At 71.9% G+C, this 13,929-nt stretch carries 11 protein-coding genes; 7 read left to right on the plus strand and 4 right to left on the minus strand.

The features are described from left to right. Window positions 1–2: 2 nt before the first annotated feature. From ACX9MN_RS11635 to ACX9MN_RS11655, 5 genes are all read left to right on the plus strand, one after another. On the plus strand, window positions 3–596 hold the full coding sequence (locus ACX9MN_RS11635) for a DUF2059 domain-containing protein (protein WP_489724462.1): 594 nt from the start codon (window positions 3–5) through the stop codon (window positions 594–596). Between the two features lie 42 nt (window positions 597–638). Then, the gene (locus tag ACX9MN_RS11640) at window positions 639–1,859 is read left to right on the plus strand and encodes an O-antigen ligase family protein (protein WP_489724463.1); all 1,221 of its coding nucleotides are present in this window, start codon (window positions 639–641) and stop codon (window positions 1,857–1,859) included. Beyond that, window positions 1,856–3,238 (plus strand): glutathione-disulfide reductase, encoded by a 1,383-nt coding sequence (gene gor, locus ACX9MN_RS11645; RefSeq protein ID WP_331299084.1) that lies wholly within the window; start codon window positions 1,856–1,858, stop codon window positions 3,236–3,238. The genes ACX9MN_RS11640 and gor overlap by 4 nt, the downstream gene beginning before the upstream one ends. 55 nt (window positions 3,239–3,293) lie before the next feature. Then, window positions 3,294–3,611, plus strand: coding sequence for an RNA polymerase sigma factor region1.1 domain-containing protein (locus ACX9MN_RS11650; protein WP_020092109.1), 318 nt, complete (start codon window positions 3,294–3,296; stop codon window positions 3,609–3,611). Between the two features lie 127 nt (window positions 3,612–3,738). Continuing rightward, a complete protein-coding gene (locus tag ACX9MN_RS11655) occupies window positions 3,739–5,121 on the plus strand; it encodes a class II 3-deoxy-7-phosphoheptulonate synthase (protein WP_489724464.1) in 1,383 nt (460 codons plus the stop codon). A gap of 87 nt (window positions 5,122–5,208) precedes the next feature. Here ACX9MN_RS11655 and ACX9MN_RS11660 read toward each other — a convergent pair whose 3' ends face one another. The 3 genes from ACX9MN_RS11660 to ACX9MN_RS11670 form a co-directional block, all read right to left on the minus strand. Then, window positions 5,209–8,091, minus strand: a complete 2,883-nt coding sequence (locus ACX9MN_RS11660) for an EAL domain-containing protein (RefSeq protein WP_489724465.1) — start codon at window positions 8,089–8,091, stop codon at window positions 5,209–5,211. A gap of 411 nt (window positions 8,092–8,502) precedes the next feature. Beyond that, the gene (locus ACX9MN_RS11665; protein WP_489724466.1) at window positions 8,503–9,777 is read right to left on the minus strand and encodes an efflux RND transporter periplasmic adaptor subunit; all 1,275 of its coding nucleotides are present in this window, start codon (window positions 9,775–9,777) and stop codon (window positions 8,503–8,505) included. Window positions 9,778–9,878: 101 nt separating this feature from the next. Beyond that, complete coding sequence (locus tag ACX9MN_RS11670) at window positions 9,879–10,580, minus strand: sulfate transporter family protein (RefSeq protein ID WP_489724467.1); 702 nt, start codon at window positions 10,578–10,580, stop codon at window positions 9,879–9,881. Between the two features lie 230 nt (window positions 10,581–10,810). On the opposite strand from ACX9MN_RS11670, the gene ACX9MN_RS11675 reads away from it, so the two are divergent. Together ACX9MN_RS11675 and ACX9MN_RS11680 are read left to right on the plus strand one after the other, a co-directional pair. Further along, on the plus strand, window positions 10,811–12,070 hold the full coding sequence (locus ACX9MN_RS11675) for a flavin monoamine oxidase family protein (protein WP_489725224.1): 1,260 nt from the start codon (window positions 10,811–10,813) through the stop codon (window positions 12,068–12,070). 87 nt (window positions 12,071–12,157) lie between these two features. Next, the gene (locus ACX9MN_RS11680) at window positions 12,158–12,784 is read left to right on the plus strand and encodes a Crp/Fnr family transcriptional regulator (protein WP_056528908.1); all 627 of its coding nucleotides are present in this window, start codon (window positions 12,158–12,160) and stop codon (window positions 12,782–12,784) included. Between the two features lie 32 nt (window positions 12,785–12,816). On the opposite strand, the gene ACX9MN_RS11685 is transcribed toward ACX9MN_RS11680, so the two are convergent. Next, window positions 12,817–13,815 carry a 2-hydroxyacid dehydrogenase gene (locus ACX9MN_RS11685; protein WP_020092116.1) on the minus strand — a complete coding sequence of 333 codons (999 nt, stop codon included), beginning with the start codon at window positions 13,813–13,815 and terminating at the stop codon, window positions 12,817–12,819. Between the last annotated feature and the right edge of the window lie 114 nt (window positions 13,816–13,929).

The raw sequence follows: 13,929 nt of genomic DNA on the forward strand, positions 1-13,929 counted from the left end.
GCATGTCCCGTCGCCTCACCGCCGTGCCAGGCCTCGCGCTCAGCCTCGCGCTCGGCCTCGCGCTCCCGGCGCTCCCCCACGCGGCGGCCGCGCAGCCGCAGAAGGCCGCGCAGGCCAAGCCGGCGGCGCAGCCGGCCGCCGGCGCCCCCGCGGCCAACAGCCCGGCCGCGGCCACCTACACGCCGGCCCACCTCGCCCTGGCCCGCGAGGTGATGCTCAGCTCCGGCATCGCCCGGTCGTTCGACTCGGTGCTGCCGGCCTTCGCCGACCAGATCCGCAAGCAGGCGGTCACCCGTCCCGAGCTGTCCAAGGACCTCGAGGAGGTCCTGGCCTCGCTGCAGCCGGAGATGGAACTGCAGAAGCAGCGCATGATCGACATCGCGGCGCGCACCTACGCGTCGAAGTTCTCGGAAACCGAGTTGAAGGAGATCGCGACCTTCTTCCGCTCGCCCGCCGGCAAGCACTACGTCGAGGCGCAGCCGCAGCTCCTCGACGAGATGGTGCAGGAGATGCAGGACTGGACGCAGGACGTCTCCGAATACGTCATGGTCCGCGTCCGCGCCGAGATGGGCAAGCGCGGACACCAGATGCAGTGAGAGCAGCCGCTCCCGGGGGCGGATCGCCGTGAGAGGTCGTCCATGAGAGCGGCCGGCCGCATGTACGCGGCGGGCGGCGCGCTCCTCGCGGCCATGCCGCTCGCCATGGTGCTGGCCAACCGGTCGAGCCCGCTGGTCGTCGGGCTGGCGGCGCTCGCCTTCCTGGCCGGACGATGGGCGGAGGACGCGTCCGCCCTGCGCCGCGCGCTGCTGTCCCCGCTGCGGACGCCGCTCGCCGGGGCGGCGCTCGCCTTCCTGGCCTGGGCGCTGGTCTCGCTGGCCTGGAGCCCGTTCCCGGCGGCCTCCCTGCGGGTGCTGGGCGAGTTCATCCCGACGCTGCTTGCCGCCTACCTGCTGGCCTGCCTCGCGCCCGGCCGGATCCCGGCCTTCGCGCCGCGGCTCGGCGCGATCGCGATCGCGCTGGCGGGACTCCTGATCGCCGTGGATCTCGCCTCGGATCTGGCCCTGGAGCGGGCCCTCGGGCGCCGGGTCGCAGCCTTCGTGCACAACCGGCCGGCCCTGACCCTCGACCTCGTGGCCGGCCCGCTGGCCCTCGTCCTCTGGAAGGACCGCGCCCGCGGCCTCGCCGCCGCGACGCTCGCCTTCGCGAGCCTCGGCGTGCTCCGCTCGATCAGCGGCGCCGCCCAGCTCGGCCTCGTGGCGGGCGCCGCGATGGCGACCCTGGCGCGGTTGCTTCCCGTGCGCGTCAGCCTGGGCCTTGCCGGCCTCGGCCTCGGCCTCGCCGTGGCGCTCGCCCCGGTCGAGGGCGACCTCCTCGCCCGCGCCATGCCGGAGGCCGCCCACGAACGCCTCGTTCAGTCCTCGTCCCGGGCCCGGGTCGCGATCGCGCGCAGCTTCGGGGCCGCGGTGGCGGCCGATCCCTGGCGCGGCGCGGGCGTCGGCACCAGCGCGCGCTTCGCCGAGACGTCCGTCGCGCAGACGGTGCCGCCGGAGATGCGCGTCCTCCTCGGGGTCGGGCACCCGCACAACAGCTTCCTGCAGGTCTGGGCCGAACTCGGCCTGCCCGGCGCGATCCTCGCGGCGCTGACCGCGATGCTGATGCTCGCCCGGATCGCGCGGCTGCCGCGACCGGACCGCGCGGCGGCGCTCGGCCTCGTGGCCTGCGCGGCTTCGATCGCCTTCGTCGAGCACAACGGCTGGGCCGCGTGGTGGACGGCGGGGCTCGGCGCTGCCATCACCTGGATGCGCGCGGCCCCTCGGGGCGGCGCGATCGTGAGATCCGAGCGGGACGGTCCGGCATGAGCGCGTTCGACGTCGACCTCTTCGTCATCGGCGGCGGGTCCGGTGGTGTCCGCGCGGCGCGGATCGCGGCCGGGTACGGCGCGCGGGTGATGCTGGCCGAGGAGTACCGGGTGGGCGGAACCTGCGTGATCCGCGGCTGCGTCCCGAAGAAGCTGATGGTCTATGCCGGCCGCTTCGCCGACGAGTTCGAGGATGCCGCGGGCTTCGGGTGGACGGTGGAGAAGCCCCGCTTCGACTGGGGCACGCTCAAGACGCGGCGCGACGCGGAGGTGACCCGGCTCGAAGGCATCTACGACACCAACCTGATCCGCGCCGGCGTCGAGATTGTGCCAGAGCGGGCGGTGATCGAGGATCCCCACACGATCCGCCTCGTCGCGTCCGGCCGCACCATCCGGGCCGAGCGGATCCTGGTGGCGGTCGGCGCGCACCCCGTGAAGGAGCCGGCGGTGCCGGGCATCGACCTGGCGATCACCTCCAACGAGGTGTTCGAGCTGGAGCGTCTGCCGGACCGGATCCTGGTAATCGGCGGCGGCTACATCGCGGTGGAGTTCGCGGGCGTCTTCGCGGCGCTCGGCAGCCGCACGACGCTGCTGCACCGGGGCGACAGGTTGCTGCGCGGGTTCGACGACGAGATCCGCGACGCTCTGGCCGAAGCCTACGCCCAGCGCATGGACCTGCGGCTCGGGCGCACGCTGCGGCGCATCGAGCGCCGGGACGGCGGCCTCTGCGCGCAGCTCGACGACGGCGGCGAGATCCTGGTGGACGAGGTGCTCGTCGCCACGGGGCGGCGGCCGAACGTCGAGGGCCTCGGCCTCGACCGGGTCGGCATAGAGACCGACGCCGCCGGCGCGATCCCGGTCGACGCGTACTCGCAGACCAAGGTGCCGTCGATCTACGCGGTGGGCGACGTGACCAACCGCGCCAACCTGACGCCGGTGGCGATCCGCGAGGGTCACGCCTTCGCCGACACGGTCTACGGCGGCAAGCCGGCCTGCGTCGACCATCGCCTGATCCCGACCGCGGTGTTCTCGACCCCCGAGATCGGCGTCGTCGGCCACAACGAGGCGGCCGCCCGGGCGATCTACGGCAAGATCGACGTCTACAAGGCGCGCTTCCGCCCGATGAAGGCGACCCTGTCCGGCCGCGAGGAGCGGATCTTCATGAAGGTGCTGGTCGACTGCGCCAGCGACCGCGTCGTCGGCGTCCACATCTTCGGCCACGATGCCGGGGAGGTGATCCAGGCGGTGGGCATCGCCGTGACCATGGGCGCCACGAAGGCCGATTTCGACCGGACCATCGCGGTCCACCCGACAGCCGCCGAGGAGCTGGTGACCATGCGCGTCCCGGAGGTCACCAAGCACCCGGTCGGCGTCGGCTGAGACCTCCGCCGCGGCCGGGGCTCGACGCGGTGCGCGACCGAGCCATATCAGGGTCATGGGCAAGCAGGGCACCGGCAAGGGACGACGCGAGGACGACGCGCACGCGCGGCGGCAGGCGATCATCGACGGCTTGCTGGAGGACGCCCTGCGGCCGGCCTTCCACCGGCCGCCGAGCCACGAGGCCCTCTCCCCGGACATCCGGCATGCGATCGACCGCCTCCTCGCCAAAGCTGAGGCGCAGCGCAGCCGCAACCTGACCTACGACGACCTGGAGGAGGCGCTGCCGCCCCGAGACGTCTCGGCCGAGGATCTGGAGGCGATCTTCTGGATTCTGGCCGAGCACGGGATCGAGGTCGAGGACGGCGAGGCCTGATCCGAGACCTGAATCCGGGACGCGCCTGCCCCCCGGTTCACGGCACTCGCCAGTGTAGAGGAACCTCTCTATAAGCCGCGCTTCGCGCGTAGGCGCGATCGCACGAAGAGGTGCGCGGAGAGAGACCATGGGCGAGCGTTGGACACCGAAGAGCTGGAGACATCTGCCGATCGAGCAGGTCCCCACCTATCCGGACGCCGCCAGCCTCGGTGCCGTCGAGTCGCAGATCGCGAGCTTTCCGCCGCTTGTCTTTGCCGGTGAGGCCCGCAAGCTGAAGGCCGCGCTCGGGCGCGTCGCCGCGGGCCAGGCCTTCCTGCTCCAGGGCGGCGACTGCGCCGAGAGCTTCGACGAGCACTCTGCCGACAACATCCGCGACTTCTTCCGGGTGTTCCTGCAGATGGCGATGGTGCTGACCTTCGCGGGCGGTTCGCCCGTGGTGAAGGTCGGGCGCATCGCCGGGCAGTTCGCAAAGCCGCGCTCGTCGCCGACCGAGACCCTCGAGGGCGTGAGCCTGCCGAGCTACCGGGGCGACATCATCAACGGCATCGGCTTCACCGCGGAGTCGCGGGTGCCGGATCCGCGCCGCCAGCTCGAGGCGTACCGGCAATCGGCCGCGACGCTGAACCTGCTGCGCGCCTTCGCAACCGGCGGTTACGCGAACCTCGAGAATGCGCATCGCTGGATGCTGGGCTTCGTGAAGGATTCGCCGCAATCCTCGCGTTACCAGGACGTGGCCGGCCGCATGACCGACGCGCTCGACTTCATGCGGGCGATCGGCATCAATCCGGAGACCCATCCGGAGGTGCGGACCACCGACTTCTACACCAGTCACGAGGCCCTGCTGCTCGGCTACGAGGAGGCGCTGACCCGCGTCGATTCGACGACCGGCGACTGGTACGCGACCTCCGGCCACATGCTGTGGATCGGCGACCGGACCCGGCAGCCGGACCACGCCCACGTCGAGTACGCCCGCGGCATCAAGAACCCGATCGGCCTCAAGTGCGGCCCGTCCATGAAGGCGGAGGGCCTGATCCGGCTCATCGACCTGCTCAACCCGGAGAACGAGCCGGGGCGCCTCAGCCTGATCTGCCGCTTCGGCGCCGACAAGGTCGGCGACCACCTGCCGGCGCTGATCCGGGCGGTCGAGCGGGAAGGGCGCTCGGTCGTGTGGATCTGCGATCCGATGCACGGCAACACGATCCCGGCCGGCCGCTACAAGACCCGGCCGTTCGAGCGGGTGATGCAGGAGATCGAGGGCTTCTTCGGCGTCCACCGCGCCGAGGGCACCTTCGCGGGCGGCATCCACCTGGAGATGACCGGCAAGGATGTGACCGAGTGCACGGGCGGCGCCCGGGCCCTGACGGCAGACGACCTGCAGGACCGCTACCACACCTACTGCGACCCGCGTCTCAACGCGGAGCAGGCGCTGGAGGTGGCGTTCCGCACGGCCGAGCTGGTCAAGGCCGAGCGCAGCCACATCGAGCGCCCGCGCCTCGACGCGGCCGAGTAGGGCGGATCTCCGACCGGTCATCTGACCGGCCAACGACGCGCGCTGTCCCCTCGCGGGGGCCGCGCGCACCGCCGGACGCCGCGATGGTCAGGCGATCGCCCGGAGCGTGCCGTTCCAGCGGCGGATGACCGAGGCGACCTCCGAGACGGGGACGGCGCGGCTGAACAGGTAGCCCTGGACCTCGTCGCAGCCCTCGGCGCGCAGTTGCGCGAGTTGCGCCTCCGTCTCGACGCCCTCGGCGGTCGTCGTCATGCCGAGGCTGGCACCGAGGCCGATCACCGCCCGAACGATGAAATCGGTCCCGTCCTTCACGCACAGGTCGCGCACGAAGGACTGGTCGATCTTGATCTTGTCGAACGGGAAGGAGCGCAGGTAGCTGAGCGACGAGTAGCCGGTGCCGAAATCGTCCATCGCCACGCGCACGCCCAGCGCGCGCAGGCTATGCAGGATCGCCGTCGTCGCACCAGGATTGGCCACCAGGACCGTCTCGGTGATCTCCAGCTCCAGGCGCCGGCCCGGCAACCCGGTCCGCCGCAACGCCTCGCGCACGGCGGTGACGAGACTCGCCGAGGTGAACTGCACGGCCGAGACGTTGACGGCGACCTTGAGCTCGTCCGGCCAGCGGGCGGCCTCCTCGCAGGCGCGGCGCAGCACCCACTCGCCGAGCGGCACGATCAGCCCGAGCTCCTCGGCGATCGGGATGAATTCGGCCGGCGAGACGGAGCCGCGGACCGCGTGGTTCCAGCGCAGCAGCGCCTCGAAGCCGCAGATCCGGTCCGTCTCGAGGCTGTAGATCGGCTGGTAGTAGACCTCGAACGCCTCCCGGGCGAGGGCGTCACGCAGGTCGCGCTCCATGATCCGCCGGGCCATGAGGCGGGCATCCATGGCCGGCTCGAAGAAGCGGAACGCGCCCCGCGCCTCGGCCTTGCCCCGGTCGAGGGCGACCTCGGCGTTCTTCAGGAGCTTGTCCGCGTCGGACCCGTCGCTCGGGGCGAGGGTGATGCCGATGGTGAGCCCGACGCAGATCGTGTGGTGGGTGAGGCTGTAGGGCGCGCCGACGACCTCAATGATGCGCCGGGCGAGGATGGCGGCGTCCTCAGGCCGGTCGACGCCGCGCTGGACCACGATGAACTCGTCGGCTCCGAGGCGCGCGACGCAGTCGATCTCGCGCACGCAGGCGGTGAGCCGATTCGCGACCGCGACGAGTAGCTCGTCGCCGATCCCGTGGCCCAGGGTCTCGTTGACCGGCCGGAAGTCGTCGAGGTCGATGGCGAAGACCGCGAAGCCCTGGTCGCGCCCGGCCTGCGCCACGGCCACGTCGATCTGCTGCCCCACAGCCACCCGGTTGGGCAGGCCGGTCAGCAGGTCGTGATGCGCCAGGAAGGCGATGCGAGCCTCGGCCCGGCGGCGCTCCGTGACGTCCTCGTAGGTGGCCACGAAGCCGCCATCGGCGGCCTCGCGCCGGTCGATGGCGACGATGCGGCCGTTGCTCAGCTCCTGGAAATGCGTCTGCCAAACGCCGTTGCTGAAGGCGTCCCGCTGCTGGCGCAGCAGCGCTTCGAGATCGCAGCCGGGATGGTTGCCGGCCGCGAGACTGGCGCTCAGGACCTCGAGGGCCGTCATGCCGGGTACGACCGTGCCGGGCGGCAGGCCGTAGATCTCGCCGTAGCGCCGGTTGACCACCATCAACCGATGCTGCGCGTCGTACAGGCAGAGCCCCTGGGACATGGTGTCGAGGGCCGCATCGAGGCGCAGGTTGGTCCGGGTCAGGAAATGCGCCTGCTCCTTGAGCAGGCTGATATCGCTGCACACCGCGATGAAGCCGCCCTGCCGGGTCGCAGTGCGGCTCACCCGCAGCCAGCGGCCGTCGGCCAACCGGACGTCGCCGTCCCGGGCCAGGGCTCCGAAGCGATCCTCCGGGACATCCGAGCGGTAGTCCTGCGGCTCGTGCGCAACCTTCGTCAGCGACAGACCGGCCCCGATGGCAGCGTCGAGCCCGTCGAAGAAGCGCAGGGCCTGCGCGTTGGCCAGGGTGATCCGGCCGTCGGCATCGACCACGACGACGCCTTCCCGTGCTGTCTGCAGCGCGTCGGTCACCTGCGTCTCGGTGCCCCGGCGCTGGCTGCCCTCGCGGAGCGTGAGAGCCCGGATGGTCGACCGCATCGCCGCGACGGCGTTCAGCAGCCGGCCCAACCGGTCGCGGCCGCCGGTGGGAATCCGATCGTCGCGCTGGCCGCCCGCGATCCGTTCGGCCGCCTCGGCCGCAGCGCCGACCGATCCGCCGATGTGGCGGGTGAGCAGCCAGGCGATCAGCCCGCAGGCGATGATCACGAGGGCCGCCGCGATGGCGTGCCACCGGACGAAGCCCCGCACGCGCTGCCGCGCAGCCTGTCGAAAGGTGAAGCCGTCGCCGGCCATGACGTTGATCAGGAGATCGATCTGGCCTTCGATTGCGTCGGCCTGCCGTTCGAGAGCCGCCTTCTGATCCGGCCGAACTGTCACGGGATCGAGTACGCGGCGCAGGCTCTCCCAGGACGCCACGCTGGTCTGAACGGCCTCGGCCGTCCGCGCCGCCCGCTCGGACTGGGCCCGTTCGGCCGCGATGGTGAGATCCTCGGCCAGGATCGCCGAGAGGTCGGTGATGTCCGCATCCCGCTTCGCCACCTCGGCAGCGTCGCCGGTCTGCATCCGCCGGACGAGGGCAGCGCGCATCTTCGCGAAGTCGGCCGCCACCGCGCGGGCGAAGCTGATCGAGGTCAGGGATTCGTCGTAGGTCCGTGTGACGAGCGTCCCGACCTGCGTGATCGCCAAGCCAGCCGAGAGCGCGAGCGCGCCCAGGAGAAGACCGACACAGAGGAAGGCGACGCTGACCGCGGCGCGAATCGACGTGATACGGCCCGTCCGCGTCGCGGCCGCGCGGGTGTGCCCGGCTCGGTCCGCGCACGCCGTCGGTGTCTCGGGATCTAGCATCGCACAGGTCGCTGGGTCACACGTCCGGCCAGCGATAAATGTCAGTTGTTAAGAGGCAATTAGCTGGCTTGTCTCAGATCACGGATCAGCTGCGCGCGACCGTCACGGAGCACTCGGCGGATCGTGCACAGTCGACCGCACGATCGGTGAAATCTTCGGCACCGCGCTTGTGCCGGCGAGCGGATCCCGTCGATTGAACGCGACCTTTCATTACGAGTGGCGCGCATTTGAGCAACGGATCCGACCGGCGCGATGCTCATGTCGCCAGCTCGGCACCGATATACCGACCGGTTTCCGACAGCTCAGAGGCCGTATCCGCGCGCCGGCCCGCCGTCGCGACGCGGTCCGCGGCCGGCGCGCCCGAATGATTCCCGCGCTCGAATGATTCCCGCGGTCGAGCGTCTCCCGCGTTCACCGCTGAGCCGAGCGGAGCGGCCCGGGCGGAGGCGGTGACTTCAGGGGCTCGACGGACTGGCCGTCCCGCAGATCCGGGGCGGGGCTGTAGATGATCCGGCTGTCGGCGGGTAGCCCCGAGTCGAGCTCCAGCGTGCGCCCGAGATCGCGCCGCACGCGGATCGTCCGCCACGTCACCCGGTCGTCGTCGCTGAGGGTGGCGACCCTGAGGTCGTTGCCGTCGAACACCGTCGCCTCGGCGGGGATCGACACCCCGGGCTCCGCTCGGGGGATCTTGAGGGTGACGTAGGCGTACAGCCCGGCCCGCAGCGCCCGGTCAGCGTTGGGGACGTCCACCTGGGTGGTCAGCGTGCGCGACGCCGCGTTCAGCGCGACGGAGCTGCGCTCCACGTAGCCTTCGAAGCGCCGCCCCGGCATCTGCGGCACGGTGATCTCGGCCCGCACCCCGGGTTTGACGCCGACGGCATCCTTCTGCGGCACGTTGACGGTGATGCGCAGCAGGCTGTCCTGATCTAAGGTTAGCAGCGGCGTGCCCCCGTTGTCGGCGCGGACGAGGTCGCCGACATCGACGTTGCGCACGGTCACGACCCCGTCGAATGGCGCCACGACACGCTCGAAGGCGGTGAGTGCCTTCAGGCGGTCGACCACGGCCTCCTGCGCCTTGATGTTGGCGGTGGCGACCTTCACGCCGGCCTCGGCGGCGGCGAGCGCGGCGGCTTGGCTCAGCACGCCCGCCTTGGTGTTGTCGGCGTTCTGCCGCGAGGCCCAGCCCTGCACGGCCAGGGTGCTGGTGCGGTTGTTGGTGAGGTTGGCGAGGTTCACGTTCGCGCGGGCCTGCTCGACCTGCGCCTGCGCCTGGAGCAGCTGCGCCTTCAGCTGGCCGACCTGCGCCTCGGCCTGCGCGAGCTGCTGGTCGAGATCCGGTGCGGCGATGCGCAGAAGGAGGTCGCCCGCCTTGACCCGGGATCCGATATCGACCCGGCGCTCCGCGATGTAGCCGGTGGCGCGCGCGGCGATCGCCGCCGTGGTGAAGGCCTGGATCTCGCCGGGAAGCACAAGATCGATGGGGCCCTCGGCCCGCGCGGCGGCCACGGTGCGCACCTGCGGCACGAGGGTCTTGATCCGCTCCAGCGTCGCGGTCGCCTCCACGTCGCGCTGCCAGTGACCGTAGGCACCCCAGGCGAGCAGGCCGAGTCCGGCGAGGCCGACCAGCAGGAACGGGGCCTTGCCGGGCGGCGGAGGGACGTCCGAGCCCGCGTCGTGCGCCTTCATCGATCGGCTCTCCGCCCCGGACATCCGGCCAGGTCACGGTGAGGGTAGCGCCCGGCGGGCCGGCCGGCCAGCGTGTGCATTGGCCGCATCGGCGCGCCGGCCTAACGCGCTGGCCCGGCCACCAGCAGGCGCCGGCTGAGGCGCTTGTGCAGGTGGACCATCAGGGCGATGCCGAAGAGGGGCGTCAGCAGGTTGAGAACCGGGACGATCATCAGGCCGGCCAGCAGGCAACCGGCGCCGAGCGTCCGGACCGAGAAGGCGCGGCGCATCTCGGCGGCCTCGGGAAGGGGGCGGAACCGGGCCGCCGCCATCTCGAAGTACTCGCGGGACAGCAGGTAGGCGTTGGCGGCGAAGAAAGCCGCGATCCCGATGACGGGAACGAAGAAGATCGCCAGGGCCGCGAGGTTCACCAGCAGCGTCACACCGGCGAAGCGCAGGGCGTAGAGCATGGCGGTCCCGAACGGCATGGCGCGTCCGGGCGGCTCGTTCGGGAAATCGGTGCGCTCGACGATCTCGGCCGCGTCGTCGAGGAAGAAGCCCGCCACCAGGATCGAGACCGCCGGCATCAGGTAGGCGAGGGCCACGACCAGACCGAAACCCGCGAGGTAGTAGGCGAGGCTGTCGAGGATCGGGTACTGGGCGGAGATGTGGTGGCTCGCCTGGAAGGCCTGGATCAGCCGGGTCAGGCCGAGCCAGATCAGGAGCAGGAGCCCGACCGTCAGGCCGAGGGACTTCCACAGGATCGCGCGCAGCGGCGGCGAGAAGGTCTGGCGCAAAGCCGCCGCGGCGGACTCGACGAGCATCGGGCGAGAATTCCGGCCTGCGCCGGAAGCGGCGCTGGCGCGTTGTGGAGCGGTGCGGCGACCGGTGCAAGATCGGGCTCCGTCGCAGGGGCGGCAGGGTGCGGGGAGCACGCGTGCAGGACACGACAGGACAGGTCTCGGCGCCGCGGGCGCTCGATCACCGGTGGAGCGACCCGGTCGTCCGGCCCACCTACAGGCCGCGCCTCGCGCCTCTACCCGAGAAGCCCGACGTGCTGGTGATCGGCGCGGGCGCCGCCGGCATCGGCGCGGCCCGCACCCTCGCGGCCCGGGGCGTGCCCGTCGCGGTCCTGGAGGCGCGGGACCGCGTCGGAGGCCGGGCCGTGACGGTGGCCCTCCGCGGCCACGCCCTCGATCTCGGTGCCCACTGGCTCCATGCCGGGCCGATCAATCCCCTCGTGGCGCTTGGCCGGGCGCGCGGCGAGCGGCTCCGCCGGGCCGCGCAGGAGAGCCATGTCTGGGTCGGGGGTCGGCCGGGCCGCGCCGACGACGTTCGGGCCAACGCGCGCGCCTTCGACCGCGCGGACCGCGCCATGACCCGCGGCGCCGCGCGACCGGGCCCCGACCGGCCGGCCGCCAGCGCCCTGCCGGCCGGCCTCGGCGCCTGGGGCGGCCGGGTCGCGCAGGTCCACGGCCTCGTCTCGGGCCGGCCGCTGCAGGCGGTCTCGCTCCACGACTTCCCCAGCATGGAGTACGGCGACAACTACTTCCTGGCCGACGGCTACGGCAGCTACGTCGCCCGCCTGGCGGACGGCCTGCCGGTGGCGCTCGCGACGCCGGTGACCCGGATCGACTGGTCGGGCGGCCGCGTCCGCGCGACCGGCGCCGACGGGACCGTCTACGCCGCCCGCGCGGTCATCGTGACGGTGCCGATGATGGTGCTCCGGGACGGGCCGGCCTTCACGCCGCCGCTGCCGAATGCGGTGCGCGCCGCCATCGACGGCTTCACCACCGGCATCTACGAGCACGCGGTGCTGCACTGGCCGTCGAGCCCGTTCCGCGGCCGCGACCGGCTCGCCGCGATCCACGGCGGGCGGCGCGCCCCGCCGGGCCTCCTCACCCGCATCGACGACACGCCGTTCCACTACTACGAACTCGACCTGCACGAGGCGGCGGCGATCGACGCGGCAGGATCCGGTGCGGACGGCGTGCGCCGCCATGTCCGCGCGGTCCTGGGCGAGCATTTCGGCCGGGCGCGGCTGCGCGACCTGACGATCCCCGCGGTGAGTGCGTGGCGCCACGACCGGTGGTCGCGCGGCTCGTGGGCCGTGGTCCCGCCGGGCCATGCGCCGGCGCGACAGGCCCTCCGCGCCGCCGTCGCCGACACCGTCTGGTTCGCCGGCGAGGCGCTGTCCCGGGAGCAGTGGGGCACGGTCGGGGGCGCCTACGCGGAAGGCGTCCGGGCCGCCGAGGCCGTGTCCGCCGTCGTACAGACGGGCGCCGGCGAGCGTATCCGGGCGGGCACAGGCTGAAGCGCGCGCGGCGCGGAACCTGCCGGAACGCTTGCCGCAGCCGGACAAGACAGGCATCCCCCGGCCGAAACGCGACAGGGGGCGGCGATGGATTGGGTCGAGGGCATCGGCTATCTCGGGACGGCGCTGACCATCACGGCGACGGCCATGAGCACGATGATCCCGCTGCGGATCATCTCGCTCTGCGCGAGCTGCGCCGTGATCACCTACGGCATCATGATCGGCAGCATGCCGGTGGTGCTGACCGAATTGATCCAGATGCCGTTCAACGCCTACCGGCTCTGGCAGATGCTGCGCCTCGTGCGGGACGTGGAGACGGCCGCCGAGAACGACCTGTCCCTGGAATGGCTCCGTCCCTTCGGCTCCCGACGCCCGTTCGGCATCGGCGAGGTGGTGTTCCGCAAGGGGGATCTCGCCACCGAGATGTACTACATCGAGAGCGGCGTGTTCCGGATCCCGGAGGTCGACCTCGAGGTGCGCCAGGGGGGGATCGTCGGCGAGCTCGGGCTCCTGTCGCCCGGCAACGCCCGCACCGCCTCGCTGGTCTGCGTCGAGGCGGGACACGCGCTGTGCGTGTCCTACTCGGACGTGAAGCAGCTCTACTACCAGAACCCCGAATTCGGGTTCTACTTCCTCAAGCTGACCAGCGAGCGGCTCTTCCAGGGTGTGCAGGGCATGTCCAAGCCCCAGGCGGTGGCCGGCGACGCCCTGTGAGGCGCCGCCGTCCGCTGCTCAGTGTCCGCCGCTCAGAGCATGCTCGGCAGGATGCGGTCCGGCGGCCGGTGTCCGTCCATGAAGGTCTTGATGTTGATGATGACCTTCTCGCCCATGTCGGTGCGGCTCTCGTAGGTCGCCGAGCCCATGTGGGGCAGGAGGACGACCTTGCCCTGGCGGGCGAGCTTGACGAGGCGCGGGCTGACGGCGGGCTCCTGCTCGAACACGTCGAGGCCGGCCGCCGAGACCTCCCCGCCCTCGATCAGGCGCGCCAGGGCGTTCTCGTCGATCACCTCGCCGCGGGCCGTGTTGACCACGATCGCCTCGGGCTTGAGCAGCTTGAGGCGCCGGGCCGAGAGCAGATGGTAGGTGGCGGGCGTGTGCGGGCAGTTCACCGACACGATGTCGACGCGCGCCAGCATTTGGTCGAGGGATTCCCAGTAAGTCGCGTCCAGCGCGCTCTCGATGGCGGCCGGCACCCGGCGGCGGTTGTGGTAGTGCACCTGCAGTCCGAAGGCGCGGGCGCGCTTGGCCAGCGCCTGGCCGATCCGGCCCATGCCGACGATGCCGAGGCGCTTGCCGGTGATGCGCCGGCCGAGCATCCAGGTCGGCGACCAGCCGGTGGTCCACTCGTCGTCCGGGATGATCCGCGCGCCCTCGGTGACCCGGCGGGCGACCGCGAGGATCAGCGCCATCGTCATGTCGGCGGTGTCCTCGGTCAGCACGCCGGGCGTGTTGGTGACCGTGATGCCGCGCTCCAGTGCCGCTGCCACGTCGATGTGATCGACGCCGTTGCCGAAATTGGCGATCAGGCGGAGGTTCGGGCCGGCCTGGGCGATCAGCCCGGCATCGATCTCGTCGGTCACGGTGGGGACGAGCACGTCGGCCTCGCGCAGGGCCGACGCCATCGCGTCCGGCGCCATCGGCGCGTCCTCGGAATTGAGCCGGACGTCGAACAGCTCGCGCATCCGCGTCTCGACGGCATCCGGCAGGCGCCGCGTCACGACCACCAGCGGCTTGCGCTTCGACACGTCTCTCTCCCCGTCAGCCCAGCGGCCTTGATCGCGGCTCGCGCCCGGTGGCTCCCGCCCGGACCGCGTCCCGCAAGCGTCCGTTAACCGAACTCGGCCAGACAGGATCGGTCA

The sequence above is a fragment of the Methylobacterium sp. 1A genome, assembly GCF_058072805.1.